The following is a 22997-nucleotide window of genomic DNA, read 5'->3' on the forward strand; positions in this document are numbered from 1 at the left end:
ATTAATGTGTGCCGCCGCCATGTCCAAGACTGTTCTGATCGTGGAAGATGAACAGGCGATCGCCGACAGCATCGCCTATGCCTTGCGCACGGACGGCTTTACGCCGCGCCATGTGACCTTGGGTGAGCAGGCGCTTGCCGTGCTGCGCAGTGAGGCCGCACCGCAACTGGTGGTGCTCGATATCGGCTTGCCCGACATGAGCGGGCTGGAAGTATGCCGCCGGCTGCGCCAGTTTTCCGAGGTGCCGGTGATTTTCCTGACGGCCCGCAGCGATGAAATCGACCGTATCGTCGGCCTGGAAATCGGCGCCGATGATTACGTCACCAAGCCGTTCTCGCCGCGCGAACTGGTGGCGCGCATCCGCGTCATCCTGCGCCGCGCAGGCGCAGGCGCAGGCGCCGCGCCAGCGCCGGCGCCGGCGCGCTTCGAATTGCGCGCGCTGGAGGCGAGAGTACTGTTTCACGGCCAGCCGCTGGACCTGACCCGCTATGAATACCTGTTGTTGAAAACCCTGCTCGAGCATCCCGGCCACGTGCTGTCGCGCGCGCAACTGATGGCGCGTGTGTGGAGCGCAGCGCCCGACACGCTCGAGCGTACCGTCGACGCGCACGTCAAATCGCTGCGTGCCAAGCTGCGCGCCATCGATGCGCAGGCCGACCCCATCCACACCCACCGTGGCCTCGGCTACAGCCTGGCCGGCGCATGAAGATCGGCCTGCGCATCCTGCTCGGCTACTTCCTGATCGTCGGCCTGGCCGCGTGGTTCTTGCTGAACGTCTTCATGGAGCAGGTCAAGCCGGGTGTGCGCTCAACCCTGGAAGACACCTTGGTCGATACCTCGCAACTGCTGGCCGGCCTGGTGGCGCCCGACTTGAAGGCGGGCACGCTGGCACAGTCGCCCGTGGCCGAGCGCATGCAGGACTATGCGCGCCATGGCGTGGACGTCAATATCAATGGCGTGCGCAAGCGCACGCTCGACTACCGTATCACCATCACGGACCGGCACGGCATCGTGCTGTTCGATTCCAGCGGCCGCGACGTGGGGCGCGACTATTCGCGCTGGAATGACGTATATCTCACCTTGCAGGGCAAGTATGGCGCGCGCAGCACGCGCAGCCGGCCCGACGACGAGATGTCGACGGTGATGCACGTGGCCGCACCGATCCGCGACGGCAATGCAGTGATCGGCGTGCTGACGGTGGCCAAACCGAATGCCAGCGTGCAAGCCTTTGTCGAGCGCAGCCAGCGCAAGATATTGCAGCGCGGCGCCATCCTGTTGCTGCTGTCGTTGCTGATCGGTCTGGCATTCGCCTGGTGGCTGCACCATGCGCTGGGCAAGCTGATGCATTACATCGGCGACGTGGAAGCAGGGCGCAAGGTGGCGCTGCCGGCGCTGGGCAACAACGAGATCGGCACCCTGGGGCGGGCGCTGGAGGCGATGCGCACGCGCCTGGAAGGCAAGGAATACGTGGAGCAGCTGATGCACACCCTGGCGCATGAATTGAAAAGCCCGATCGCCGCCATCCAGGCATCGGCCGAGCTGCTGCAGGAAGACATGCCGCCGGCCGAGCGGCGCCAGTTCCTCGCCAGTATCCTGGAACAGAATGCGCGCCAGCGGCAGCTGATCGACAAGCTGCTGGCCCTGGTGCGCGTGGAAAAGCAGCAGCGCTTGGATAAGCCCGAGCGCATCGCGCTGGGGCCGCTGCTGGCGCAAGTGGCGCAGGATGGCGCGGCCACCCTGGCGGCGCGCGGCGTGCGCCTGCAGGTGCAGGCGGAAGAGGGGAGTGTGGCGGGCGACGCCCTGCTGCTGCGCCAGGCGCTGGGCAACCTGCTCGACAACGCGGCCGGCTTCGCGCCACCGGGCAGCTGCATCGAGCTGACGGCGCAGCGCCACGGCAGCCAGGTGGAAATCGCCGTGCGCGACCGGGGCGAGGGCATCCCCGCGTATGCGCTGGAACGCGTCTTTGAGCGCTTCTATTCCCTGCCGCGCCCGACTGCTGGCAAGAGCACGGGCCTGGGCCTGCCCTTCGTGCGCGAGGTCGCTTCCCTGCATGGCGGCACGGCCGAAGTGCTCAATCATCCCGATGGCGGCGCCTGCGCCCGCCTGTGCCTGCCGCTGGCCTGAGTGTATTTTTTGACTTCACACGCAACGCATCATCAGCGCACATGTTTTTTCTACACTGGCCGCCTTACTTCAAGGATGCGCCATGCAAAAAACTCTGTTAGTCAAAGCGTTGATCGTGTTCGGCCTGATGTTGCTGATCGGCCTGCCTCTGCTGATGATTCAGGAAACGATCAAGGAGCGGATGGAATTCCGCCAGGAAGCCGTCAATAGCATCGCCGCCGATTCGGTGCGCGAACAAACCATCATCGGTCCTATCCTGGTGATCCCCTACACGGAGCAATATGAAGAGCGCGTGGAAGTGGCCAAAGGCGATGACAGGGAAGCGAAAGCGCCTGTGCGCACGGAGTTGCTGCACCGCACGGTGCAGCGCCGCTTGCTGGTGTACCCGAACTTTTTGCTGCAGGAGGGCACCATCGAGACTGACCGCCGCTACCGTGGTATCCACCAGGTGCTGGTGTACAGCGGTCAGCATGCCTTCAAGGGAGATTTTACGGTACCGGCCAGCACGCAGTTGCCGCGCAAGTCGCCGGACTCGCGCGTGACCCTGGGCACGCCTTTCGTCGCGCTATCCATCGAGGACGTGCGCGGCATCCGCAATATCCCGAAAATCGACTGGGGCGGCCAGAAGATCGAGTTCGAGCAGGGCACCGACCTGTTTGCCTTCCGCAGCGGCCTGCACGCGCCGCTGGGCGCCATGCCGCTGGCGCAAGCGCAGCAGGTGAAATTCAGCTTTGACCTGGGCCTGGACGGCATCGAACGCCAGCATTTCGTGCCGGTGGCGAAAAACAGCCAGATCAGCATCAAGTCGAACTGGCCCCATCCGCAGTTTGGCGGGCGCTTCCTGCCGTCGCCGAAACACCGCCAGATCAACGCCGATGGCTTTCAGGTCGAGTGGAGCATCTCCTCGCTGGCGACCAATGCGCAAACGCAGCTGAGCACGATCGAGGGGGAATTCAAGGTGCCCGACAGTGCGCCGCTGGGCCAGGTGGACCGCTTCAGCGTGGGCTTCATCGAGCCGGTGAACGTGTATTCGCAATCGGACCGTGCCACCAAGTATGGCTTGCTGTTCGTGGCACTGACCTTTGCCGCCTTCTTCATCTTTGAAATCCTGAAAAGCCTGCCGATCCACCCGGTGCAGTACTTGCTGGTGGGCCTGTCGCTGGTGATCTTCTTCCTGCTGCTGGTGGGCCTGGCCGAGCACATCGCCTTCCTCGCCGCCTACCTGATCGCCAGCGCCGCCTGTATCGCGCTGACCAGCTTTTACCTGGCGCACGTGCTGCACAATGCCTGGCGCGGCATCGGCTTCGGCATGGCGCTGACGGCGCTGTATGGCGCCCTGTATGGCTTGCTGAGCTCGGAAAACAATGCGCTGGTGATGGGCAGCATCCTGTTGTTCGCCGTGCTGGCCGCCATCATGGTGGCGACACGCAAAGTTGACTGGTATCAAGTGGGCAAGGGCGCAGTGGCACCCGCTGCAGAGCCGCATGAATAGGCGATGTGTGCTACATTAGCCGACCTTTGCAGCGCCCCTGACAACTGTCGCAGGGGCATCGCGCAACACTTTGACATACCTCGTGTTAACTTGTTGCGTCAAGGGTTTTTGTGCTATATACTAGCCGGCTTCGGTATGGATTCGTCTTTTTTGGATCCTACGTTACTTTGTAGTTAAACAAGCCCCGCCCAATCGCAGGTGGGAATGGAGAAAAAATGAGCCTAGGCCTTCTCGGTCGCAAGGTTGGTATGATGCGCATTTTCACGGATGAAGGGGATTCGATCCCGGTCACCGTGTTGGACGTATCGAACAACCGTGTTGCGCAAATCAAAACCCCTGAAACAGATGGCTACTCCGCTGTTCAGGTCGCATTCGGTCAACGTCGCGCTTCCCGCGTGACCAAAGCTGTTGCTGGTCATCACGCTAAAGCTGGCGTTGAAGCCGGTACTCTGTTGAAAGAGTTCCGTGTCGATGCTGCTAAAGCCGCTGAACTGAAAGCTGGCGATGTTGTCGCTGCTTCCCTGTTCGAAGTCGGTCAAAAGATCGACGTGCAAGGCGTTACCATTGGTAAAGGCTATGCAGGCGTTATCAAACGTTATCACTTCTCTTCTGGCCGTGCAACGCACGGTAACTCGCGTTCGCACAACGTTCCAGGTTCCATCGGTATGGCACAAGATCCAGGTCGCGTTTTCCCTGGTAAGCGCATGACCGGTCATCTGGGTGACGTTAACCGTACGATCCAGAACCTCGTGATCGCCCGTATCGATGCCGACCGTCAGCTGTTGCTGGTCAAAGGCGCGATTCCAGGTGCGAAAAATGGCCAGGTAGTTGTCTCGCCAGCCATCAAAACCAAAGCCAAGAAGGGAGCTTAAACGATGGAACTCAAGCTTCTGAATGCGCAAGGTCAAGCCGCCTCGAACGTTGCTGCAGCCGATACGATTTTCGGCCGTGACTACAATGAAGCGCTGATCCACCAAGTCGTCATCGCGTATCAAGCGAATGCACGTAGTGGTAACCGCAAGCAAAAAGACCGTGAAGAAGTTCACCACACGACGAAAAAGCCATGGCGCCAAAAAGGTACCGGCCGCGCTCGTGCTGGTATGTCGTCCTCGCCACTGTGGCGCGGCGGTGGTCGGATTTTCCCGAACTCGCCTGACGAAAACTTCACCCACAAAGTGAATAAAAAGATGTATCGCGCAGGTATCTGCTCGATTCTGTCGCAGCTGGCTCGCGAAGAGCGCCTGATCGTCATCGACGATCTGACGATCGACGCGCCAAAGACCAAGCTGTTGTCGCAAAAATTGAACGGCCTGGGCTTTGATTCGGTTCTGATCATCACCGACGTTCTGAACGAAAACCTGGAACTGGCATCGCGCAACCTGCCTAACGTACTCGTCGTTGAGCCACGTCACGCAGACCCGATGTCCCTGGTGTTCTACAAGAAGATCCTGGTCACCAAAGCTGCATTGGCCAAGATTGAGGAGATGCTGGCATGAGCGCGATTTTGAAACATAGCGAAGAACGCTTGATGAAGGTGCTGTTGGCGCCCGTGATTTCCGAAAAGGCCACCATGGTCGCGGAAAAGAACGAGCAAATTGTATTCCGCGTACTGCCGGATGCAACCAAGCCTGAAATCAAGGCAGCGGTCGAACTGCTGTTCAAGGTTGAAGTCCTGTCCGTGCAAACTGCAAACCGCGAAGGTAAGCAGAAACGCACCGGCAAGTTCAACGGTCGTCGTAACCATACCAAGCGTGCTTTCGTGTGCCTGAAGCCTGGCCAGGAAATCAACTTCTCCGAGGAGGCTGCATAATGGCACTCGTTAAGATGAAACCAACCTCGCCAGGCCGTCGCGGCATGGTAAAGGTGGTGAACCCAGACCTGTACAAAGGTCGTCCGTTCGCTGCCCTGGTTGAAAAGAAATCCAAGACCGCTGGTCGTAACAACAACGGTCACATCACCACCCGTCATATCGGTGGTGGTCATAAGCAACACTATCGCTTGATCGACTTCAAGCGCACCAAAGATGGTATTCCAGCGAAAGTGGAACGTATCGAATACGATCCAAACCGCACCGCGAATATCGCTCTGTTGTGCTACGCCGACGGCGAACGTCACTACATCATCGCAACCAAAGGCATGGCCGTTGGCGACAGCGTGATGAACGGTTCGGAAGCACCGATCAAATCGGGTAACTGCTTGCCAATCCGTAACATCCCAGTCGGTACCGTGATGCATTGCGTCGAAATGCTGCCAGGTAAAGGTGCCCAAATGGCACGTACCGCTGGCGCTGGCGTTGTGCTGATGGCACGTGAAGGTACCTATGCTCAAGTGCGTCTGCGCTCGGGTGAAGTACGTCGCGTGCACATCGAGTGCCGTGCAACGGTTGGTGAAGTCGGTAATGCCGAGCACAGCCTGCGTAAAATCGGTAAAGCTGGCGCGATGCGCTGGCGCGGTGTTCGTCCTACCGTTCGCGGTGTGGTCATGAACCCGGTCGATCACCCGCACGGTGGTGGTGAAGGTAAAACAGCAGCTGGTCGTCATCCAGTTTCGCCATGGGGCCAACAGACCAAGGGTAAGAAAACACGCAGCAACAAGCGTACGACTTCCATGATCGTCTCGCGCCGCGGCAAGAAATAAGGGGTAGCACATGACACGTTCATTGAAAAAAGGGCCGTTCTGTGACGCCCACCTGGTGAAAAAAGTTGAAGCCGCGCAAGCAGCCAAAGACAAAAAGCCAATCAAAACCTGGTCGCGTCGTTCGACAATCATGCCTGACTTTATCGGCCTGACGATCGCGGTTCATAACGGCAAGCTGCACGTGCCGGTTTATGTTTCCGAAAACATGGTTGGTCACAAGCTCGGCGAATTCGCACTGACCCGTACGTTCAAGGGCCATGCAGCTGACAAAAAGGCTAAGAAATAATGGAAACTAAAGCTATCCTCAAAGGTGTGCGCCTGTCGGACCAAAAGGGCCGCCTGGTTGCTGACCTGATCCGTGGCAAGAAAGTTGACGCTGCACTCAACATCTTGCAATTCAGCCCGAAAAAAGGTGCTGCGATCATCAAACGTGTTCTGGAATCCGCTATTGCGAATGCCGAGCACAATGATGGTGCGGACATCGACGAATTGTTCGTGAAAACGATCTACGTCGAAAAGGGCCCCGTCCTGAAGCGCTTCACCGCGCGTGCAAAAGGCCGTGGCGACCGTATTTCGAAACAATCCTGTCACGTTTACGTGACTGTCGGTAACTAAGGAGCCACGATGGGTCAGAAAATTCATCCAACCGGTTTCCGTCTGGCGGTCACCCGTAACTGGGCTTCGCGCTGGTATGCAGGCAACGGTAATTTCGCTGCCATGCTGAACGAAGACTTGAAAGCACGTGCTTACCTGAAAAAGAAACTGAAGAACGCATCCGTTGGTCGCATCGTTATCGAGCGCCCAGCCAAGAACGCGCGCTTCACGATCTACAGCTCGCGTCCAGGCGTGGTCATTGGTAAAAAAGGCGAAGACATCGAAGTACTGAAGTCCGCGCTGACCAAGATCATGGGCGTACCTGTTCACGTGAACATCGAAGAAATTCGCAAGCCAGAAATCGACTCGCAACTGATCGCCGATTCGATCGCTCAGCAGCTGGAAAAACGGATCATGTTCCGCCGCGCTATGAAGCGTGCAATGCAAAATGCAATGCGCCTGGGTGCTCTCGGTATCAAGATCATGTCGTCCGGCCGTCTGAACGGTATCGAAATCGCGCGTAAAGAGTGGTACCGCGAAGGCCGCGTGCCTCTGCATACCCTGCGCGCCGATATCGACTACGGTACCAGCGAAGCGTCGACCACCTACGGCATCATCGGTGTCAAGGTGTGGGTATACAAAGGTGACCGCGCGCCTAACGGCGATGCACCAGTCATCGATACCCCAGCTGACGAGAAGAAAAGCCGCGGCCCACGCCGTGACGATGGCAAGCCAGCTGGCCGTCCACGTCCAGCCGGTGCCGGTGCGAAACCATCCACAGCACCAGGTGCACGTGTGCGTACCGCCGCTAAACCGGCCGCCGCAGCAGCACCAGCTGAGAAAGCAGGAGAATAATCATGCTGCAACCAGCACGCAGAAAGTATCGTAAAGAGCAGAAAGGCCGTAATACCGGTATTTCGCACAGCCGCGGCACCGCCGTGTCGTTTGGCGAATTCGGTCTGAAGGCAGTTGCGCGCGGTCGTATCACTGCGCGTCAAATTGAAGCGGCGCGTCGTGCAATGACGCGTCACATCAAGCGCGGTGGCCGTATCTGGATCCGTATTTTCCCGGACAAACCGATTTCGAACAAACCGGCTGAAGTCCGTATGGGTAACGGTAAGGGTAATCCTGAGTACTACGTCGCTGAAATTCAGCCAGGTAAAGTACTGTACGAAATGGATGGCGTTGATGAAGCGCTGGCACGGGAAGCTTTCCGTCTTGCCGCCTCTAAACTGCCACTGGCGACGACGTTTGTCATCCGCCAAGTCGGCCAATAATTGGAGTTGTATATGAAAGCATCTGAACTCCGCGGCAAAGACCAGCCAGCTCTGCAAAAAGAGCTGAATGACTTGTTGAAGGCACAGTTCGGCCTGCGTATGCAAATCGCTACGCAGCAGCTGAGCAACACTTCGCAGCTCAAGAAGGTACGCCGCGATATCGCGCGTGTGAAGACGGTAATGAATCTGAAGGAAGCCAAATGAACGAACCAGTGAAACAGTCGCTCAAGCGCACGCTGATCGGTAAAGTGGTTTCGGACAAGATGGACAAGACCGTTACCGTTCTGATCGAGCGCCACGTAAAACATCCTTTGTATGGCAAGATCATCATGCGCTCGAACAAGTATCACGCGCATGACGAGACCAACCAAGTCAAGGCCGGTGATACGGTCGAGATCCAGGAAGGTCGCCCGATCTCCAAAACGAAGGCATGGACGGTGACACGTGTGGTTCAAGCCGCACCAACCGTTTAAATAAAAACCACCGTTTCGGCGGTGGCTTTTAATTAGTACTTGCAGGCCCGCAAATTGTATGTAATACTTGCGGGCTTCGTTCATGTAACGCCGCAAAGTGTCTGGTCACAGACAGTAGCATTCGCGGTCAGTTAATGTATGAAGGTCATGCACCCAAACAGTGAAGCCCAGCAGGGCGGCTCTGGCGGGACCAAGACTGACCGTGGGTCTACATTGTGTGGATTCTTCGGCTTAAGTTGGGAAAGAGAATACTATGATTCAAACTGAAAGCCGGCTCGAAGTGGCTGACAATACCGGTGCCAAAGAAGTAATGTGCATCAAGGTATTGGGCGGCTCCAAGCGCCGTTATGCTGGCATTGGCGATGTGATCAAGGTAACCGTTAAGGTTGCTGCGCCACGTGGCCGTGTCAAAAAAGGTGAAATTTATAACGCCGTGGTTGTGCGCACCGCTAAAGGTGTTCGCCGCCAAGACGGTTCCCTGGTGAAGTTCGACGGCAATGCCGCCGTTCTGTTGAACGCCAAGCTGGAACCGATCGGTACCCGTATTTTTGGACCTGTCACACGCGAACTGCGTACTGAGAAGTTCATGAAAATCGTGTCCCTGGCACCGGAAGTCCTGTAAGGAGTCGTAATGGATAAGATTCGTAAAAACGACGAAGTCATCGTTCTGACCGGGAAAGACAAGGGCAAACGTGGTGTGGTACAGCAGCGTATCGATGCTGAACATATCGTGGTTGACGGCATTAACATCGCTAAAAAAGCGACTAAGCCAAACCCGATGACTGGCGTAACTGGTGGTATCGTCGATAAGACCATGCCAATTCACGTGTCCAACGTTGCATTGTTTAATGCAGCGACTGGCAAGGCAGATCGCGTGGGTTTCAAAGAAGTGGACGGCAAGAAAGTTCGCATCTTTAAATCCTCCGGCGAAGTAGTGAAGGCTTAAGAAATCATGGCACGTCTCCAAGAATTCTATAAAGAAAAAGTCGTTGCCGACCTGACCAGCAAGTTTGGTTACAAGTCGGTAATGGAAGTTCCACGCCTGACCAAGATCACCCTGAACATGGGTGTTGGTGAGGCTATCGCGGATAAAAAAGTTCTCGAGCACGCAGTTGCTGACTTGACCAAGATCGCCGGCCAGAAGCCAGTGACCACCAAGTCCCGCAAAGCGATCGCAGGCTTCAAAATCCGTGAAGGTTACCCGATCGGTACGATGGTCACCCTGCGCGGCGCTCGCATGTACGAGTTCCTGGATCGCTTCATTACCGTGGCTCTGCCGCGCGTACGCGATTTCCGTGGTGTGAACGGCCGTGCATTTGATGGTCGTGGTAACTACAACATCGGTGTCAAGGAACAGATCATTTTCCCTGAAATCGAATACGACAAGATTGACGCGTTGCGCGGTATGAATATCAGCATCACGACAACCGCTAAGACCGATGACGAAGCCAAAGCTTTGCTCGCCGCCTTTAAATTCCCTTTCAGGAACTGATCATGGCCAAACTGTCACTGATTAATCGTGAGATCAAGCGTGCTGACCTGGTGGCGAAATTCGCCCCTAAGCGCGAAGCTCTCAAGGCCATCGTCGATGACCAATCGAAATCGGAAGAAGAGCGCTACGAAGCTCGCCTGAAATTGCAGGCGCTGCCACGTAACTCGAACCCGACGCGTCAACGTAACCGTTGCGCCATCACTGGTCGTCCGCGCGGCACATTCCGTAAATTCGGTCTGGGTCGTATCAAGCTCCGTGAATTCGCCATGCGTGGTGAAATTCCGGGTATGACAAAAGCAAGCTGGTAATAGGAGAATATGCAATGAGTATGAGCGATCCTATCGCCGATATGCTGACCCGCATTCGCAATGCACAAGGCGTGCAAAAGACGACCGTGGCCATGCCATCGTCGAAAGTCAAAATTGCGATTGCCAGCGTCCTGAAGGACGAGGGTTACATTGAAGATTTCGCTGTTACCGAAGCTGGTGGCAAAGCGGAACTGAAAATCGGTTTGAAGTATTATGTTGGCCGTCCCGTTATTGAGCGCTTGGAGCGCGTGTCCCGTCCGGGTCTGCGCGTCTACAAGGGTAAAGACGAGATCCCTGTTGTGATGAATGGCTTGGGTGTGGCGATCGTGTCGACTCCGCAAGGCGTCATGACTGACCGCAAAGCACGCGCTACCGGTGTCGGCGGCGAAGTTATTTGCTACGTGGCTTAAGGAGTTACACATGTCTCGAGTAGCTAAAATGCCTATCGTAGTGCCAGCTGGCGCAGAAGTCGCCATCTCCGCACAAGCGATCACCGTAAAAGGCCCGCTGGGCGTACTTTCCCAGGCCCTCACCGGCCAGGTCAAAGTGGAAAACAATGCAGGAACCCTGAGTTTCGACGTGGCGAACGACAGCCGCGAAGCCAATGCCATGTCCGGCACGCTGCGCGCACTGGTCAACAACATGGTTGTTGGCGTCACCAAGGGTTTCGAGAAAAAGCTGAACCTGGTAGGCGTGGGTTACAAGGCGCAAGCTCAAGGCGACAAGTTGAATCTGTCCCTGGGTTTCTCGCACCCTGTAGTGCATGACATGCCAGCTGGCGTTACCTGCGCAACACCAACCCCGACCGAGATCCTGATTAAAGGTATCGACCGTCAACAGGTTGGCCAGGTAGCCGCTGAAGTTCGTGCTTACCGCGCTCCTGAGCCTTATAAAGGCAAGGGCGTTCGCTATGCGGACGAAGTGGTTAAGCTTAAAGAAACCAAGAAGAAGTAATTAGGGGCTGACGATGGATAAGAAAGAATCACGGCTTCGCCGCGGACGCCAAACCCGCATCAAGATTGCGGAATTGAAAGTAAATCGCTTGTCGGTGCATCGCACCAACCTGCACATTTACGCCAACCTGATCAGCCCGGATGCAAAAATCCTGGTTTCGGCCTCGACGGCTGAAGCGGAAGTTCGCGCTGAACTGGCAGGCCAATCCGGCAAAGGCGGCAATGCCGCTGCTGCAGCCTTGATCGGCAAGCGCGTCGCTGAAAAAGCGTTGAAAGCAGGGATTACCGAAGTTGCGTTTGACCGCTCCGGTTTCCGTTACCACGGCCGTGTGAAAGCGTTGGCAGAAGCCGCACGCGAAGCCGGTCTGAAGTTCTAAGGATCAATCATGGCAAAAATGCAAGCAAAAATGCAAAGCGACAAGCCGGATGATGGCATGCGCGAAAAAATGATCGCGATCAACCGCGTGACCAAAGTGGTCAAGGGTGGTCGTATCATGGGTTTCGCCGCGCTGACCGTAGTTGGTGATGGCGATGGCCGCGTCGGCATGGGCAAGGGCAAATCGAAAGAAGTGCCAGTTGGCGTGCAGAAGGCAATGGAAGAAGCCCGTCGCAACCTGATCAAAGTACCGCTCAAAAACGGTACCTTGCATCACACGGTTGTTGGTCGTCACGGCGCCTCCAAGGTCCTGATGAACCCAGCTAAGCCTGGTACTGGCGTGATCGCTGGTGGCGCCATGCGCGCTATCTTCGAAGTGATGGGCGTGACGGACGTGGTGGCGAAATCCACCGGTTCGAACAACCCATACAACCTGGTACGCGCTACGCTGGACGGCCTGTCGAAAATGAGCACTGCTTCCGATATCGCTGCCAAACGCGGCAAGTCGGTTGAAGACATTCTGGCTTAAGGTGGACAAAATGACAAACACAGTCAAAGTGCAATTGGTCAAGGGCTTGATCGGTACGCGCGAATCGCATCGCGCTACCGTGCGCGGTCTGGGTCTGCGTCGTGTAAATTCGGTTTCCGAATTGCAAGACACCCCATCCGTACGCGGCATGATCAATAAAGTATCGTATCTCGTTAAAGTTGTCGGGTAAGCCTTCGGGCTTACACGAACGGAGCAAATCATGGAATTGAATACTATTGCACCAGCCGAAGGCGCTAAGCACTACAAGCGTCGCGTCGGTCGCGGTATCGGCTCCGGCCTGGGTAAAACCTCGGGTCGTGGTCACAAAGGTCAAAAATCGCGTTCGGGCGGCTTTCATAAAGTCGGTTTCGAAGGCGGTCAGATGCCTCTGCAACGCCGTCTGCCTAAGCGCGGTTTCAAATCGATGCACGCAACCTTCAAAGCTGAAGTGCGCCTGTCCGATCTGAACAACCTGGCTGTTGGCGATGTCGACATTCTGGTCTTGAAGCAAGCTGGCGTTCTGGGCGTGTTGGCCCGTGACGTGCGCGTGATCTTGTCCGGCGAAATCACCAAAGCGGTGAATTTGAAGGGCTTGAAAGTGTCCGCTGGCGCGAAAGCCGCCATCGAAGCAGCCGGCGGCTCGGTAGCCTGAGTTGACCGCTAACAGCTTGATCGGAGCGAAAATTGGCGACTAATCCACAACTTGCTAAAAGTGCAGCGGCCGGTTTCCCTTGGGGACGGCTCTGGTTTTTGCTTGGCGCATTGGTGGTTTATCGTATCGGTGCTCACGTCCCGGTTCCCGGGATTGACCCGACACAATTAGCCTCGCTGTTCAAGGAGCACGAAGGCGGCGTCCTGGGCATGTTCAACATGTTCTCGGGCGGTGCCTTGTCTCGTTTTACAGTGTTTGCGCTGGGTATCATGCCTTATATCTCGGCCTCGATCATCATGCAATTGCTGTCGATCGTGTCACCGCAGATGGAAGCGTTGAAAAAAGAAGGCGAAGCAGGTCGTCGCAAGATCACCCAGTACACCCGGTATTTCACGGTTGCCCTGGCACTGTTTCAAGCGTTAGGCATTGCAGTCGCACTGGAGTCGCAAGCTGGTCTGGTGTTGGAACCTGGTCTTGCATTCCGCTTCGTGACGGTCGTCACTTTGTTGACCGGAACAATGTTTTTGATGTGGTTGGGTGAGCAAATTACCGAGCGCGGCTTGGGGAATGGCATCTCGATCATCATTTTTGCCGGGATTGCAGCAGGTCTGCCGTCGGCGTTGGGTGGCTTGTTCACTCAGGTGTCGAATGGTTCGATCGGCAGCTTCAGCGCGATTTTCATCGTGATCCTGGTAGCACTGGTAACGTACTTCGTTGTATTCGTCGAACGTGGTCAGCGCAAAATATTGGTCAATTACGCGAAGCGCCAGGTAGGCAACAAGATTTATGGCGGTCAAACCAGCCATTTGCCGTTGAAGCTGAACATGGCCGGCGTGATCCCGCCGATCTTTGCTTCTTCGATCATCTTGTTTCCGGCCACTATCGTGGACTGGTTTTCAAAGGGCGCCGACAACGCTAACCCTGCGGTGCGGTTCTTGAAAGATTTGGCAGCATCGATGGGGCCTGGTGAGCCTATCCATGCGCTGTTGTACGCAGTGGCGATCGTGTTTTTCTGTTTCTTCTATACAGCGCTGGTGTTTAACAGCAAGGAAACAGCAGATAACTTGAAGAAAAGCGGTGCGTTCATTCCCGGGATTCGTCCAGGCGAGCAGACAGCCCGTTACATCGACAAGATCCTGACACGCTTGACACTTGCCGGCGCAGTCTACATCACCCTGGTGTGTTTATTGCCGGAATTTATGCAAGCCCAGTGGAAAGTACCATTCTATTTCGGCGGTACTTCTTTATTGATTATTGTAGTTGTCACCATGGATTTCATGGCGCAAGTACAGAACTACGTGATGTCGCAGCAATATGATTCGCTGCTGCGCAAAGCAAATTTCAAGGGCGGAATTCCGACGCGTTAAGCGCGGTAAACATACCGAATGGCAAAAGACGACGTCATACAGATGCAGGGCGAGATTCTTGAGAATCTCCCAAATGCAACATTTCGAGTGAAGCTGGAGAACGGACACGTGGTGCTCGGGCATATTTCAGGTAAAATGCGGATGAACTATATTCGCATTCTCCCTGGAGACAAGGTGACGGTGGAGTTAACGCCGTACGACTTGAGCCGAGCCCGCATTGTGTTCCGTACCAAGTAACACACTGAATCAAACCAAAGAAGCGAAAGAAAGAGCCCAAAAATGAAAGTTCTCGCATCAGTCAAGCGGATCTGCCGCAACTGCAAGATCATCAAGCGCAAAGGCGTAGTCCGCGTAATCTGCGTGGAACCACGTCACAAGCAGCGTCAAGGTTAATCGAGGAATAACAAATGGCACGTATTGCAGGGGTTAATATCCCAAATCATCAGCATACCGTTATCGGCCTGACAGCCATCTACGGTGTGGGCCGTCCACGCGCAGAGAAAATCTGTGCATCGACCGGTGTAGCAACCAACAAAAAGATCAAAGATCTGGATGACAGCGAACTGGAAAAACTGCGCGATGAAGTAGGTAAATTCATCGTCGAAGGCGATCTGCGTCGTGAACTGTCCATGAACATCAAGCGTTTGATGGATCTGGGTTGCTACCGCGGCATGCGTCATCGTAAGGGTCTGCCTTGCCGTGGCCAGCGTACGCGTACGAACGCACGTACCCGCAAGGGACCGCGTAAAGCCGCTCAATCGCTGAAAAAATAATCCGCTAGGGAATAATTATGGCTAAGTCGCAAAATAACGCCGCATCAGCACGCGTGCGTAAAAAGGTTAAAAAGAACGTCGCTGAAGGCATTGCACATGTCCACGCTTCGTTCAATAACACCATCATTACCATCACCGATCGTCAAGGCAATGCCTTGTCGTGGGCTACCTCCGGCGGTGCAGGCTTCAAGGGTTCGCGTAAATCGACCCCGTTCGCAGCGCAGGTCGCCGCGGAAGCCGCTGGTAAAGTGGCTGTTGAGTGTGGCGTCAAGAACCTGGAAGTACGTATCAAGGGCCCAGGTCCTGGTCGTGAATCCGCCGTTCGCGCGCTGAACAACCTGGGCATCAAGATCACCGAGATCCAGGACGTGACGCCGGTACCGCACAACGGTTGCCGTCCACCGAAACGCCGTCGTATCTAAGATAGTGTTGCAGAGGGCGCTTCGGCGCCAGCTGCTTTTCTATCTGTTGTATTAGTACAGTTGTGTGAAATTGCTGGAGCAGGGAGCCGGAAACGGTTATACTGCCCGGCTGTTCTTGCCTGTCAAATTCCATTTGGCGGGTTTTTCGTTTTCAGCCACCGTCTGATTGAAGCTGAGTCAGACTAGCGCCTAACCGCAGCAGCGTGTTTGATCATGCATGTGGCTGGGGCGTTATCATTAATAAAAGGAAGCATCGTGGCACGTTATATCGGACCTAAAGCAAAACTCTCCCGCCGTGAAGGTACTGACCTGTTCCTGAAGAGCGCACGTCGCTCGCTCGACAGCAAGTGCAAACTGGACGTCAAACCAGGCCAGCACGGTGTCAAATCCGGCGCCCGCACCTCGGACTACGGTAACCAACTGCGCGAAAAGCAAAAAGTAAAACGCATGTACGGCGTGCTGGAACGTCAATTCCGCCGCTACTTCGCTGAAGCAGACCGTCGTAAAGGCAACACCGGCGAAACGCTGTTGAAGTTGCTGGAAACGCGTCTGGACAACGTTTGCTACCGCATGGGCTTTGGTTCGACCCGCGCTGAAGCGCGTCAATTGGTCAGCCACAAAGCGTTCACCGTGAACGGTATCGTTGTGAACATCGCTTCGTACGCAGTCAAAGTTGGCGACATCGTTGCTGTTCGTGAAAAATCGAAAAAGCAAGTGCGTATCGTTGAAGCACTGTCGCTGGCTGAACAAGTTGGTATGCCTAGCTGGGTTTCGGTTGATGCCAAGAAAATGGAAGGTACCTTCAAGTCCCTGCCAGAGCGTAACGAAATCGCTAACGACGTCAACGAATCGCTGATCGTCGAGCTGTACTCGCGTTAATAGTAGTCAGTAGCAAGATCTCCGCCCACTTTGCTTTTGTGAAGTGGGCGTTTCACTAATGCCATCAGCCTTATCGGTGTAATGAGCCGAGGGTATTGAAAAGGACATTTCATGCAAAACAGTTTGTTGAAGCCACGTATTATCGATGTTGAAGCTCTCGGTGCAGGTCACGCCAAAGTCGTGATGGAACCGTTCGAGCGCGGCTATGGCCACACATTGGGTAACGCGTTGCGCCGCGTTCTGCTGTCGTCGATGGTAGGCTACGCGCCGACCGAAGTGACGATCGCCGGCGTCGTCCACGAATATTCCTCCCTCGATGGCGTGCAAGAAGACGTCGTCGATCTGTTGCTGAACTTGAAGGGTGTGGTTTTCAAAGTCCACAACCGCGATTCGGTAACCCTGACCCTGAAAAAAGAAGGCGAAGGCGCGATCCTGGCCTCCGACATCGACCTGCCGCATGACGTCGAACTGATCAACCCTGACCACGTGATCGCCCACCTGACCGCTGGTGGCAAGCTGGACATGCAGATCAAGGTTGAAAAAGGCCGCGGCTACGTTCCTGGTAACGTGCGTCGCCTGTCGGAAGACACGAACAAGACCATCGGCCGCATCATTCTCGATGCGTCGTTCTCGCCAGTGCGCCGTGTATCGTACTTCGTTGAATCGGCTCGCGTTGAACAGCGTACCGACCTGGACAAGCTGATCATCAACATCGAAACCAACGGCGTGATCTCGCCGGAAGAAGCGATCCGCCAGTCGGCCCGCGTCCTGGTGGACCAGTTGAATGTGTTCGCTGCCCTGGAAGGCACGGAAGCTGCCGCCGAAGCGCCATCGCGCGCTCCGCTGGTCGATCCTATCCTGTTGCGTCCAGTCGACGACCTGGAGTTGACCGTGCGTTCGGCGAACTGCCTGAAAGCGGAAAACATCTACTACATCGGCGACCTGATCCAACGTTCGGAAAACGAACTGCTGAAAACGCCAAATCTGGGCCGCAAGTCCCTGAACGAAATCAAGGAAGTGCTGGCATCGCGCGGCTTGACCTTGGGCATGAAGCTGGAAAACTGGCCGCCTGCAGGCCTGGAAAAGTAATTCGTAGTTGTAGCAAACTGCCTGGGACAGGTGTCCCAGGCTTTTATTTTGAAGCACCAAACCGGCCCGCGATGTTGCACTAGCTTCATCGATCGAAGAGCTGGAATTTAAACACTCACCGAAAGGATTTATCATGCGTCACGGTCACGGCCTCCGTAAACTGAATCGTACCTCGTCCCACCGTCTGGCAATGCTGCGCAACATGACAGTATCGCTGCTGCGTCACGAAGCGATCAAAACCACCCTGCCAAAAGCAAAAGAACTGCGCCGCGTTGTCGAGCCAATTCTGACCTTGGGCAAAACTGACTGCCTGGCAAACAAGCGTCTGGCCTTCAACCGCCTGCGCGATCGTGAAATGGTCCTGAAGCTGTTCGCTGAACTGGGCCCACGTTACGCCAACCGTAACGGCGGCTATGTGCGCATCCTGAAAATGGGTTTCCGCGTAGGCGATAACGCTCCTATGGCGTTCGTCGAACTGATGGATCGTCCAGACACGACCGAAGCAGTTGAAATCGCTGGCGAGTAATCCCGCCGGTTGTATCTGAGAAAGCCAGGCCTAGCCTGGCTTTTTTGTTTTCTGCTGCAGTCATTCTTACCGCAGTGTACTATTCTCCTTTCGCGCCGGCCCGGCACATGCGCTGCCTGCTCCGCGCGTCCTCTGTCGAATGGTCGAAAAGGTAGTTCATGTCCCGTTTCCTCTCCAGCGCCACTGCGCGCGCCGCGCCACGCCATCCTTTGCTCACCTGGTTTGCTGCCTGTTGCTTCCTGTTGATCGCCGTTTTTGGCGCCGACCATGCCCGTGCTGACGATGAGTTCCTCGATCCCGAGCTGGCTTTCAAATTTTCCGCCCGCATGCAGGACCCGTCTACCATCGCCGTCACCTATGTGATTGCCGATGGTTACTATATGTATCACGAGCGCTTCAAGTTCGACGCCGTGGGCGCCAAGCTGGGCACGCCCGTGTATCCGGCTGGCAAGGTCAAGTTTGACGACACTTTCCAGAAGAACGTGGAAACGTTCCGCAAGACGCTCACCATCACGATTCCCGTGCAGGCCGCTGGCGCGTTCACCCTGAAAGCGACGGGGCAGGGCTGCTCCGACAAGGGCCTGTGCTATGCGCCGCAGGATGCCATGGCCCAGCTGGTGGGCGGTGGCGGCGGCCAGAGCGTGGCGCCCGGCACGGGCCTGCCGTCGAAATTCGCCCTGCCGGGCGCGCCGGCAGTCGACACGGCAGCCGTCAACGGGCCACAGGCGCAAGCGTCGCCTGGCGTGTCCGTGCTGAGCATCGCCAATCCCGAAATCACTGCCACGCCCGAGCCGGTAGCGGCGGTTCCTGTGGCAGCAAGCCCGGCGCCCGCGCAAAACGAGCTGGGCAAGATCGAATCGGCGCTGAAGGGCGGCAAGCTGCTCGTCATCGTGCCCCTGTTCATGTTGCTGGGCCTGGGGCTGGCGTTCACCCCGTGCGTGCTGCCGATGGTGCCGATTTTGTCGTCGATCATCATTGGCGATGGTGCCAAGGTCAGCCGCTCGCGTGGCTTGCTGCTGTCGCTGACGTACGCGCTGGGCATGGCCATCGTCTACACGGCGCTGGGCGTGGCGGCGGGCCTGGCGGGCGAAGGCCTGGCGGCCAAGCTGCAAAATCCGTGGGTGCTGGGCGTTTTCGCCTTGCTGATGGCGGGCCTGGCGCTGTCGATGTTCGGTTTTTATGAGCTGCAAGTGCCGGCTTTCCTGCAAGGCAAGCTGACGTCCGTGTCGAACCAGCAATCGTCGGGCCGCCTGGCGGGGGTCTTCGTCATGGGCGCCATTTCCGCCCTGATCGTGGGGCCATGCGTGGCCGCGCCGCTGGCCGGCGCCTTGCTGTATATCAGCCAGACGCGCGACGTCGTCATCGGCGGCAGCGCTTTATTTGCCATGGCGGTGGGCATGAGCGTGCCGTTGCTGTTGGTCGGTGTCTCGGCCGGCACCTTGCTGCCGCGCGCCGGCGCCTGGATGGATGCCGTCAAGCGCTTCTTTGGCATGCTGCAGCTGGGTGTGGCCTGGTGGCTGGTCTCGCCCGTGCTGCCGGGCGCCGTGCAGATGCTGGGCTGGACGGTGCTGTTCGTCGGTTACGGCATGTATTTGCTGGTGGGTAAAAGCGGCGCGAAGAACGCCTGGGTGGCCAAGGCCTTCGGCCTGGTGTTTGCCGTGCTGGGTGCGATGCAACTGGTGGGCGTGGCCAGCGGTGGCCGCGACCCGCTGGCGCCGCTGGCGCACCTAGGCGGTGGCCAGGTGCACGCGCAACCATTTACGCGCGTAAAGACCGTGGCGCAGCTCGATGCGGCGCTGGCTCAGCTGGGTGGCAAGCCGGCCTTGCTGGACTTTTATGCCGACTGGTGCGTGTCGTGCATCGAGATGGAAAAGCTGACCTTCGTCGACCCTGCCGTGCGCGAGAAAATGGGGCAAGCCGTGCTGCTGCAAGTGGATGTCACGGCCAATGATGCGGACGACAAAGCCATGCTGAAACGTTTTCAGCTGTTCGGCCCGCCTGGCATCATCATGTTCAACCCACAGGGGCAGGAGATCGCCCAGTCGCGCGTGATCGGTTTCCAGAATGCTGCCACTTTCCTGACCTCTCTGCGCAAGCTTGACGAGTAGGTCGGATTAGGCCCTTCGGGCCGTAATCCGACACCACCACGTTCAGCGCCAACAATGTTGTCGGATTACGCGGCGTTCCGCCGCTAATCCGACCTACGTTCAGCCTGCTTTATGGTGCGCGCCATGACCACGGTGGTGGCCGCGCATTTCTCCATCTTTGCCGCCAGGCACGCTGTCATCAAACACTTTCTTTTGCTCCGGCGTCAGCACGGCATAGAAGGTTTTCAGCGAGGCAAGGCGACTTTCCTGGCTGGCGATGCGTTCCTTCGACATGGCGATCCATTGTTCCATGCGTTCCGGCGCCGACAGCTTGGCCATCGCTGCATGCCTGGCTTTCCAGTCGCCCATCGGTTTTTTCGGCGCATTGGCGGCCGTGAAGGTGGTCCAGGCAGGTTCCTGCGCGGCTGTCAGCTTCAGCTTGTCGTGCAGGCGGGCCTGGTACTTGGCCATGCGCTCGGCCGGGTTGCCTGCGCGGTGCTGGCCGCGCTGGCCATCATGTTGCATCTTGGTGCTGGCGGCAGGCGCGCTGGCGGCCGCTTCCTGGGCGTGGACGGTCAGCGATGCCGCACCCATGCCGAGTACGCTCATGGCGATGATCAAATTCTTGCGCAAGGTTGTCATTGAGGCGTTCATCTGGATTCCTTTGTAAAAGATGAGGGATGTACATGTTGCTGCACATGAATCCATGGTGGACGCTCCATGTTTCCCCGAAGTGTCCGCTGCCAGACAGTTTGTATCTATATGTTTCTTCGGGTCTCCTATATACAAGACGATACAAATGCGCTGTGCAAGGGCGGGGGAAGTGGGGATAATTCGTACCATGGAACCCACTTCTACAATTCTCATCGTCGACGATGACCGCGACATCCGCAGCTTGCTGGCGGACTACCTGGAAACGAACGCCTACCGCACCCTGGGTGCGGCAGATGGCACGGCCATGTGGAAGATTCTCGATGAAACGCGGCCCGACCTGATCGTGCTCGATTTGAACCTGCCTGGCGACGACGGCCTGACCTTGTGCCGCAAGCTGCGTGCCCAATCGACCGTGCCGGTAATCATGTTGACGGCGCGCAATGAGCCGCTGGACCGTATCCTGGGCCTGGAAATGGGCGCCGACGATTATTTGCCGAAACCGTTCGAACCCCGTGAATTGCTGGCGCGCATACGCAGCGTGCTGCGCCGCAGCCATGCCATGCCGTCGAACGTGCCGTCTGACAAGGCGCAGCAAATCCGTTTTTCCGGCTGGACCCTGGACCTCACGGCGCGCCACCTGCTCAATCCCACGGGCCTGGTGATCATGCTGTCGGGCGCCGAGTTCCGCTTGCTGCGCGTGTTCCTGGAACACCCGAACCGCGTGCTCAACCGCGACCAGTTGCTGAACCTGACGCAGGGGCGCGACGCCGACCCGTTCGACCGCTCGATCGATATCCAGATCAGCCGCCTGCGGCAAAAACTCGGTGAAGATGCCCGTTTGCCGCAAATCATCAAGACCGTGCGCAACGGCGGCTACGTGCTGGCCGGGCAAGTCAACGTGGAGCCGCACGCGTGAAGGCCTTCCTGGGGTCGATGACGGGCAGAGTCTTCATGTTTCTGCTGATCGGCATCGTCGCTTCGGCTGCACTGACGCAGTGGCTGGCCGTGGGCGAACGCCAGCGCGCCATCGAGCAATACCGCGACTACCACGCCGTCGAGCGGGCCGAGCAGCTGGTGATGGCGGCCGACGTGGTGCCGCTGGCCTCGCGCGCCGCCTACCTGAAGGTCGCCAACAAGGGCAGCGTGCGCCTGGAACTGCGCCCCGATACGGAGCATAAGCCCGGTACGCCGACGGAATTTTCCAGCGCCCTGCAAGCCAAGCTGGGCGAGGGTTTCAAGGTCAGCGCGCTGGCCGACCGCCCGGAAGCCTGCGTCAAGCCACGCCAGTCGCCGGGCATGTTCGGCGCCAAGCCTTGGGGCGGCACCTGCGAAAACCTCGACGTGCGCATGCAGGATGGCCACGTGCTGCGCCTGATGGTCTTGCCGCCGCGCCAGCAGCCACCGTTCAATGAACATAATGACTGGATGACTCTGCTGCCTTTCCTGATCAGCATCGCCATCCTCGCTTACCTGGTCACGCGCATGACCATGCGTCCGCTCAAGCAGCTGGCGCAGGCGGCGAAAGACCTGGGCAACGACATCAACCATCCGCCGCTGACCCTGTCCGGGGCCAGCGAAATCCGCCAGGCCAGCGCCGCCTTCAATGCCATGCAGGCGCGCATACGCCAGCATATTTCCCAGCGTACACAAATGCTGGCGGCCATCACGCACGACTTGCAAACGCCGCTGACGCGCCTGCGCCTGCGCCTGGAAAAGGTGGCCGATACGGAATTGTATGAGCGCCTGGTGGGCGACCTGTCGGCCATGCAGAGCATGGTCAAGGAAGGGCTGGACCTGGCCCGTTCGATGGATAGCACGGAAGCGATGCAGGCGCTCGATCTCGATTCCCTGTTAGATAGCGTCTGCTCGGATGCGGCCGATGCCGGTCAGAACGTGACCCTGGCCGGGCAGGCCAGCATGGCCTTGATGGCCCGGCCCATCGCCATGCGGCGTTGCCTGGTGAACTTGATCGACAATGCCGTCAAATATGGCCAGTACGCGCAGGTGACGGTCGAGCGCATCGCTGGCGCGGCGCGCATCCGCATCCGCGACGGCGGGCCGGGTATTGCGCCAGATCAGCTGGCCAAAGTGTTCGAACCGTTTTATCGTATCGAGACCTCGCGTTCGCGCGAATCGGGTGGTACGGGCCTGGGCCTGACCATCGCGCGCAACATCGCCGAGCAGCATGGCGCCACGGTTTCACTGCTCAATCATGTCGACGGTGGACTGGAAGTCACCCTGATCGTGCCAGAGTATTACGCTGGAAAGTGAGCATTTCCGTGCGACAATATTG

35 protein-coding genes are annotated in these 22997 nt (G+C 57.3%); 34 read left to right on the plus strand and 1 reads right to left on the minus strand.

Going from position 1 to position 22997, the window contains the following annotated elements; translation table 11 throughout:
• Window positions 1-19 precede the first annotated feature (19 nt).
• The 32 genes from creB to dsbD all read left to right on the plus strand — a co-directional run bounded on the left by creB (window position 20) and on the right by dsbD (window position 20071).
• Window positions 20-706 (plus strand): two-component system response regulator CreB, encoded by a 687-nt coding sequence (gene creB, locus C8C92_RS03315; protein ID WP_116745832.1) that lies wholly within the window; start codon window positions 20-22, stop codon window positions 704-706.
• A complete protein-coding gene (gene creC / locus C8C92_RS03320) occupies window positions 703-2124 on the plus strand; it encodes a two-component system sensor histidine kinase CreC (RefSeq protein ID WP_116743013.1) in 1422 nt (473 codons plus the stop codon). The genes creB and creC overlap by 4 nt, the downstream gene beginning before the upstream one ends.
• Window positions 2125-2206: 82 nt before the next feature.
• Window positions 2207-3616 (plus strand): cell envelope integrity protein CreD, encoded by a 1410-nt coding sequence (gene creD, locus C8C92_RS03325; protein ID WP_116743014.1) that lies wholly within the window; start codon window positions 2207-2209, stop codon window positions 3614-3616.
• Between the two features lie 215 nt (window positions 3617-3831).
• Window positions 3832-4488 carry a 50S ribosomal protein L3 gene (gene rplC / locus C8C92_RS03330; RefSeq protein WP_071079769.1) on the plus strand — a complete coding sequence of 219 codons (657 nt, stop codon included), beginning with the start codon at window positions 3832-3834 and terminating at the stop codon, window positions 4486-4488.
• Window positions 4489-4491: 3 nt separating this feature from the next.
• Window positions 4492-5112 (plus strand): 50S ribosomal protein L4, encoded by a 621-nt coding sequence (gene rplD / locus C8C92_RS03335; protein ID WP_034753197.1) that lies wholly within the window; start codon window positions 4492-4494, stop codon window positions 5110-5112.
• The gene (rplW, locus tag C8C92_RS03340) at window positions 5109-5426 is read left to right on the plus strand and encodes a 50S ribosomal protein L23 (RefSeq protein ID WP_010394398.1); all 318 of its coding nucleotides are present in this window, start codon (window positions 5109-5111) and stop codon (window positions 5424-5426) included. The genes rplD and rplW overlap by 4 nt, the downstream gene beginning before the upstream one ends.
• Window positions 5426-6253 carry a 50S ribosomal protein L2 gene (gene rplB / locus C8C92_RS03345; protein WP_010394400.1) on the plus strand — a complete coding sequence of 276 codons (828 nt, stop codon included), beginning with the start codon at window positions 5426-5428 and terminating at the stop codon, window positions 6251-6253. Before rplW ends, rplB begins: the two co-directional genes overlap by 1 nt.
• A 10-nt stretch (window positions 6254-6263) precedes the next feature.
• Window positions 6264-6539 carry a 30S ribosomal protein S19 gene (rpsS, locus tag C8C92_RS03350; RefSeq protein WP_008444295.1) on the plus strand — a complete coding sequence of 92 codons (276 nt, stop codon included), beginning with the start codon at window positions 6264-6266 and terminating at the stop codon, window positions 6537-6539.
• On the plus strand, window positions 6536-6868 hold the full coding sequence (rplV, locus tag C8C92_RS03355; RefSeq protein ID WP_170840583.1) for a 50S ribosomal protein L22: 333 nt from the start codon (window positions 6536-6538) through the stop codon (window positions 6866-6868). The genes rpsS and rplV overlap by 4 nt, the downstream gene beginning before the upstream one ends.
• Window positions 6869-6877: 9 nt before the next feature.
• Window positions 6878-7702 (plus strand): 30S ribosomal protein S3, encoded by an 825-nt coding sequence (gene rpsC, locus C8C92_RS03360; protein ID WP_034753199.1) that lies wholly within the window; start codon window positions 6878-6880, stop codon window positions 7700-7702.
• Between the two features lie 2 nt (window positions 7703-7704).
• The gene (gene rplP, locus C8C92_RS03365; protein ID WP_010394411.1) at window positions 7705-8124 is read left to right on the plus strand and encodes a 50S ribosomal protein L16; all 420 of its coding nucleotides are present in this window, start codon (window positions 7705-7707) and stop codon (window positions 8122-8124) included.
• A 12-nt stretch (window positions 8125-8136) separates the two neighbouring features.
• Window positions 8137-8328: a 50S ribosomal protein L29 gene (gene rpmC, locus C8C92_RS03370; RefSeq protein WP_010394412.1), complete on the plus strand. Its 192-nt coding sequence runs from the start codon at window positions 8137-8139 to the stop codon at window positions 8326-8328.
• The gene (gene rpsQ, locus C8C92_RS03375) at window positions 8325-8597 is read left to right on the plus strand and encodes a 30S ribosomal protein S17 (protein WP_010394415.1); all 273 of its coding nucleotides are present in this window, start codon (window positions 8325-8327) and stop codon (window positions 8595-8597) included. The genes rpmC and rpsQ overlap by 4 nt, the downstream gene beginning before the upstream one ends.
• Before the next feature lie 253 nt (window positions 8598-8850).
• Entirely contained in the window at window positions 8851-9219 is a 369-nt protein-coding gene (gene rplN / locus C8C92_RS03380; protein ID WP_008444317.1) for a 50S ribosomal protein L14, read from the plus strand.
• Between the two features lie 9 nt (window positions 9220-9228).
• Complete coding sequence (gene rplX / locus C8C92_RS03385; RefSeq protein WP_034753204.1) at window positions 9229-9543, plus strand: 50S ribosomal protein L24; 315 nt, start codon at window positions 9229-9231, stop codon at window positions 9541-9543.
• A 6-nt stretch (window positions 9544-9549) separates the two neighbouring features.
• On the plus strand, window positions 9550-10089 hold the full coding sequence (gene rplE / locus C8C92_RS03390; RefSeq protein ID WP_010394421.1) for a 50S ribosomal protein L5: 540 nt from the start codon (window positions 9550-9552) through the stop codon (window positions 10087-10089).
• Between the two features lie 2 nt (window positions 10090-10091).
• Window positions 10092-10397, plus strand: coding sequence for a 30S ribosomal protein S14 (gene rpsN, locus C8C92_RS03395; RefSeq protein ID WP_010394423.1), 306 nt, complete (start codon window positions 10092-10094; stop codon window positions 10395-10397).
• A 14-nt stretch (window positions 10398-10411) separates the two neighbouring features.
• Window positions 10412-10807 carry a 30S ribosomal protein S8 gene (gene rpsH, locus C8C92_RS03400; protein WP_010394425.1) on the plus strand — a complete coding sequence of 132 codons (396 nt, stop codon included), beginning with the start codon at window positions 10412-10414 and terminating at the stop codon, window positions 10805-10807.
• Window positions 10808-10817: 10 nt separating this feature from the next.
• Entirely contained in the window at window positions 10818-11351 is a 534-nt protein-coding gene (rplF, locus tag C8C92_RS03405) for a 50S ribosomal protein L6 (protein ID WP_034778281.1), read from the plus strand.
• Window positions 11352-11364: 13 nt separating this feature from the next.
• Window positions 11365-11727, plus strand: a complete 363-nt coding sequence (gene rplR, locus C8C92_RS03410; protein ID WP_071079767.1) for a 50S ribosomal protein L18 — start codon at window positions 11365-11367, stop codon at window positions 11725-11727.
• 9 nt (window positions 11728-11736) lie between these two features.
• Window positions 11737-12255: a 30S ribosomal protein S5 gene (rpsE, locus tag C8C92_RS03415; protein WP_010394433.1), complete on the plus strand. Its 519-nt coding sequence runs from the start codon at window positions 11737-11739 to the stop codon at window positions 12253-12255.
• Between the two features lie 10 nt (window positions 12256-12265).
• Complete coding sequence (rpmD, locus tag C8C92_RS03420) at window positions 12266-12445, plus strand: 50S ribosomal protein L30 (protein ID WP_010394435.1); 180 nt, start codon at window positions 12266-12268, stop codon at window positions 12443-12445.
• 30 nt (window positions 12446-12475) lie between these two features.
• The gene (gene rplO, locus C8C92_RS03425; RefSeq protein WP_034753211.1) at window positions 12476-12907 is read left to right on the plus strand and encodes a 50S ribosomal protein L15; all 432 of its coding nucleotides are present in this window, start codon (window positions 12476-12478) and stop codon (window positions 12905-12907) included.
• Window positions 12908-12939: 32 nt separating this feature from the next.
• Window positions 12940-14274 carry a preprotein translocase subunit SecY gene (gene secY, locus C8C92_RS03430; RefSeq protein WP_010394438.1) on the plus strand — a complete coding sequence of 445 codons (1335 nt, stop codon included), beginning with the start codon at window positions 12940-12942 and terminating at the stop codon, window positions 14272-14274.
• Between the two features lie 18 nt (window positions 14275-14292).
• Complete coding sequence (gene infA / locus C8C92_RS03435) at window positions 14293-14511, plus strand: translation initiation factor IF-1 (protein WP_005663428.1); 219 nt, start codon at window positions 14293-14295, stop codon at window positions 14509-14511.
• A gap of 42 nt (window positions 14512-14553) precedes the next feature.
• The gene (gene rpmJ / locus C8C92_RS03440; RefSeq protein ID WP_010394471.1) at window positions 14554-14667 is read left to right on the plus strand and encodes a 50S ribosomal protein L36; all 114 of its coding nucleotides are present in this window, start codon (window positions 14554-14556) and stop codon (window positions 14665-14667) included.
• Between the two features lie 14 nt (window positions 14668-14681).
• On the plus strand, window positions 14682-15047 hold the full coding sequence (gene rpsM / locus C8C92_RS03445) for a 30S ribosomal protein S13 (protein WP_046681666.1): 366 nt from the start codon (window positions 14682-14684) through the stop codon (window positions 15045-15047).
• A gap of 17 nt (window positions 15048-15064) precedes the next feature.
• The gene (rpsK, locus tag C8C92_RS03450; protein WP_010394475.1) at window positions 15065-15469 is read left to right on the plus strand and encodes a 30S ribosomal protein S11; all 405 of its coding nucleotides are present in this window, start codon (window positions 15065-15067) and stop codon (window positions 15467-15469) included.
• 255 nt (window positions 15470-15724) lie between these two features.
• Window positions 15725-16348: a 30S ribosomal protein S4 gene (rpsD, locus tag C8C92_RS03455; protein WP_010394478.1), complete on the plus strand. Its 624-nt coding sequence runs from the start codon at window positions 15725-15727 to the stop codon at window positions 16346-16348.
• A gap of 111 nt (window positions 16349-16459) precedes the next feature.
• On the plus strand, window positions 16460-17437 hold the full coding sequence (gene rpoA / locus C8C92_RS03460) for a DNA-directed RNA polymerase subunit alpha (protein ID WP_008444343.1): 978 nt from the start codon (window positions 16460-16462) through the stop codon (window positions 17435-17437).
• Between the two features lie 133 nt (window positions 17438-17570).
• The gene (gene rplQ / locus C8C92_RS03465; RefSeq protein WP_010394482.1) at window positions 17571-17963 is read left to right on the plus strand and encodes a 50S ribosomal protein L17; all 393 of its coding nucleotides are present in this window, start codon (window positions 17571-17573) and stop codon (window positions 17961-17963) included.
• Window positions 17964-18121: 158 nt separating this feature from the next.
• Window positions 18122-20071: a protein-disulfide reductase DsbD gene (gene dsbD / locus C8C92_RS03470; RefSeq protein WP_116743015.1), complete on the plus strand. Its 1950-nt coding sequence runs from the start codon at window positions 18122-18124 to the stop codon at window positions 20069-20071.
• Between the two features lie 99 nt (window positions 20072-20170).
• On the opposite strand, the gene C8C92_RS03475 is transcribed toward dsbD, so the two are convergent.
• Window positions 20171-20704 (minus strand): Spy/CpxP family protein refolding chaperone, encoded by a 534-nt coding sequence (locus C8C92_RS03475; protein ID WP_243420100.1) that lies wholly within the window; start codon window positions 20702-20704, stop codon window positions 20171-20173.
• 187 nt (window positions 20705-20891) lie between these two features.
• On the opposite strand from C8C92_RS03475, the gene C8C92_RS03480 reads away from it, so the two are divergent.
• Window positions 20892-21620 carry a response regulator gene (locus C8C92_RS03480; RefSeq protein WP_035824023.1) on the plus strand — a complete coding sequence of 243 codons (729 nt, stop codon included), beginning with the start codon at window positions 20892-20894 and terminating at the stop codon, window positions 21618-21620.
• Window positions 21617-22975: an ATP-binding protein gene (locus C8C92_RS03485; RefSeq protein ID WP_099760928.1), complete on the plus strand. Its 1359-nt coding sequence runs from the start codon at window positions 21617-21619 to the stop codon at window positions 22973-22975. Before C8C92_RS03480 ends, C8C92_RS03485 begins: the two co-directional genes overlap by 4 nt.
• Window positions 22976-22997: the final 22 nt, after the last annotated feature.

This window comes from Janthinobacterium sp. 78, assembly GCF_003096775.1.
GTDB classification, from domain to species: domain Bacteria; phylum Pseudomonadota; class Gammaproteobacteria; order Burkholderiales; family Burkholderiaceae_D; genus Janthinobacterium; species Janthinobacterium tructae.

Bases quoted from the DNA above. Each gene is read 5' to 3' on its own strand.
- creB (WP_116745832.1), top strand. From the start codon at position 20: ATGTCCAAGACTGTTCTGATCGTGGAAGATGAACAGGCGATCGCCGAC.
- creC (WP_116743013.1), top strand. From the start codon at position 703: ATGAAGATCGGCCTGCGCATCCTGCTCGGCTACTTCCTGATCGTCGGC.
- creD (WP_116743014.1), top strand. From the start codon at position 2,207: ATGCAAAAAACTCTGTTAGTCAAAGCGTTGATCGTGTTCGGCCTGATG.
- rplC (WP_071079769.1), top strand. From the start codon at position 3,832: ATGAGCCTAGGCCTTCTCGGTCGCAAGGTTGGTATGATGCGCATTTTC.
- rplD (WP_034753197.1), top strand. From the start codon at position 4,492: ATGGAACTCAAGCTTCTGAATGCGCAAGGTCAAGCCGCCTCGAACGTT.
- rplW (WP_010394398.1), top strand. From the start codon at position 5,109: ATGAGCGCGATTTTGAAACATAGCGAAGAACGCTTGATGAAGGTGCTG.
- rplB (WP_010394400.1), top strand. From the start codon at position 5,426: ATGGCACTCGTTAAGATGAAACCAACCTCGCCAGGCCGTCGCGGCATG.
- rpsS (WP_008444295.1), top strand. From the start codon at position 6,264: ATGACACGTTCATTGAAAAAAGGGCCGTTCTGTGACGCCCACCTGGTG.
- rpsC (WP_034753199.1), top strand. From the start codon at position 6,878: ATGGGTCAGAAAATTCATCCAACCGGTTTCCGTCTGGCGGTCACCCGT.
- rplP (WP_010394411.1), top strand. From the start codon at position 7,705: ATGCTGCAACCAGCACGCAGAAAGTATCGTAAAGAGCAGAAAGGCCGT.
- rpmC (WP_010394412.1), top strand. From the start codon at position 8,137: ATGAAAGCATCTGAACTCCGCGGCAAAGACCAGCCAGCTCTGCAAAAA.
- rpsQ (WP_010394415.1), top strand. From the start codon at position 8,325: ATGAACGAACCAGTGAAACAGTCGCTCAAGCGCACGCTGATCGGTAAA.
- rplN (WP_008444317.1), top strand. From the start codon at position 8,851: ATGATTCAAACTGAAAGCCGGCTCGAAGTGGCTGACAATACCGGTGCC.
- rplX (WP_034753204.1), top strand. From the start codon at position 9,229: ATGGATAAGATTCGTAAAAACGACGAAGTCATCGTTCTGACCGGGAAA.
- rplE (WP_010394421.1), top strand. From the start codon at position 9,550: ATGGCACGTCTCCAAGAATTCTATAAAGAAAAAGTCGTTGCCGACCTG.
- rpsN (WP_010394423.1), top strand. From the start codon at position 10,092: ATGGCCAAACTGTCACTGATTAATCGTGAGATCAAGCGTGCTGACCTG.
- rpsH (WP_010394425.1), top strand. From the start codon at position 10,412: ATGAGTATGAGCGATCCTATCGCCGATATGCTGACCCGCATTCGCAAT.
- rplF (WP_034778281.1), top strand. From the start codon at position 10,818: ATGTCTCGAGTAGCTAAAATGCCTATCGTAGTGCCAGCTGGCGCAGAA.
- rplR (WP_071079767.1), top strand. From the start codon at position 11,365: ATGGATAAGAAAGAATCACGGCTTCGCCGCGGACGCCAAACCCGCATC.
- rpsE (WP_010394433.1), top strand. From the start codon at position 11,737: ATGGCAAAAATGCAAGCAAAAATGCAAAGCGACAAGCCGGATGATGGC.
- rpmD (WP_010394435.1), top strand. From the start codon at position 12,266: ATGACAAACACAGTCAAAGTGCAATTGGTCAAGGGCTTGATCGGTACG.
- rplO (WP_034753211.1), top strand. From the start codon at position 12,476: ATGGAATTGAATACTATTGCACCAGCCGAAGGCGCTAAGCACTACAAG.
- infA (WP_005663428.1), top strand. From the start codon at position 14,293: ATGGCAAAAGACGACGTCATACAGATGCAGGGCGAGATTCTTGAGAAT.
- rpmJ (WP_010394471.1), top strand. From the start codon at position 14,554: ATGAAAGTTCTCGCATCAGTCAAGCGGATCTGCCGCAACTGCAAGATC.
- rpsM (WP_046681666.1), top strand. From the start codon at position 14,682: ATGGCACGTATTGCAGGGGTTAATATCCCAAATCATCAGCATACCGTT.
- rpsK (WP_010394475.1), top strand. From the start codon at position 15,065: ATGGCTAAGTCGCAAAATAACGCCGCATCAGCACGCGTGCGTAAAAAG.
- rpoA (WP_008444343.1), top strand. From the start codon at position 16,460: ATGCAAAACAGTTTGTTGAAGCCACGTATTATCGATGTTGAAGCTCTC.
- rplQ (WP_010394482.1), top strand. From the start codon at position 17,571: ATGCGTCACGGTCACGGCCTCCGTAAACTGAATCGTACCTCGTCCCAC.
- dsbD (WP_116743015.1), top strand. From the start codon at position 18,122: ATGTCCCGTTTCCTCTCCAGCGCCACTGCGCGCGCCGCGCCACGCCAT.
- C8C92_RS03475 (WP_243420100.1), bottom strand. From the start codon at position 20,704: ATGAACGCCTCAATGACAACCTTGCGCAAGAATTTGATCATCGCCATG.
- C8C92_RS03480 (WP_035824023.1), top strand. From the start codon at position 20,892: ATGGAACCCACTTCTACAATTCTCATCGTCGACGATGACCGCGACATC.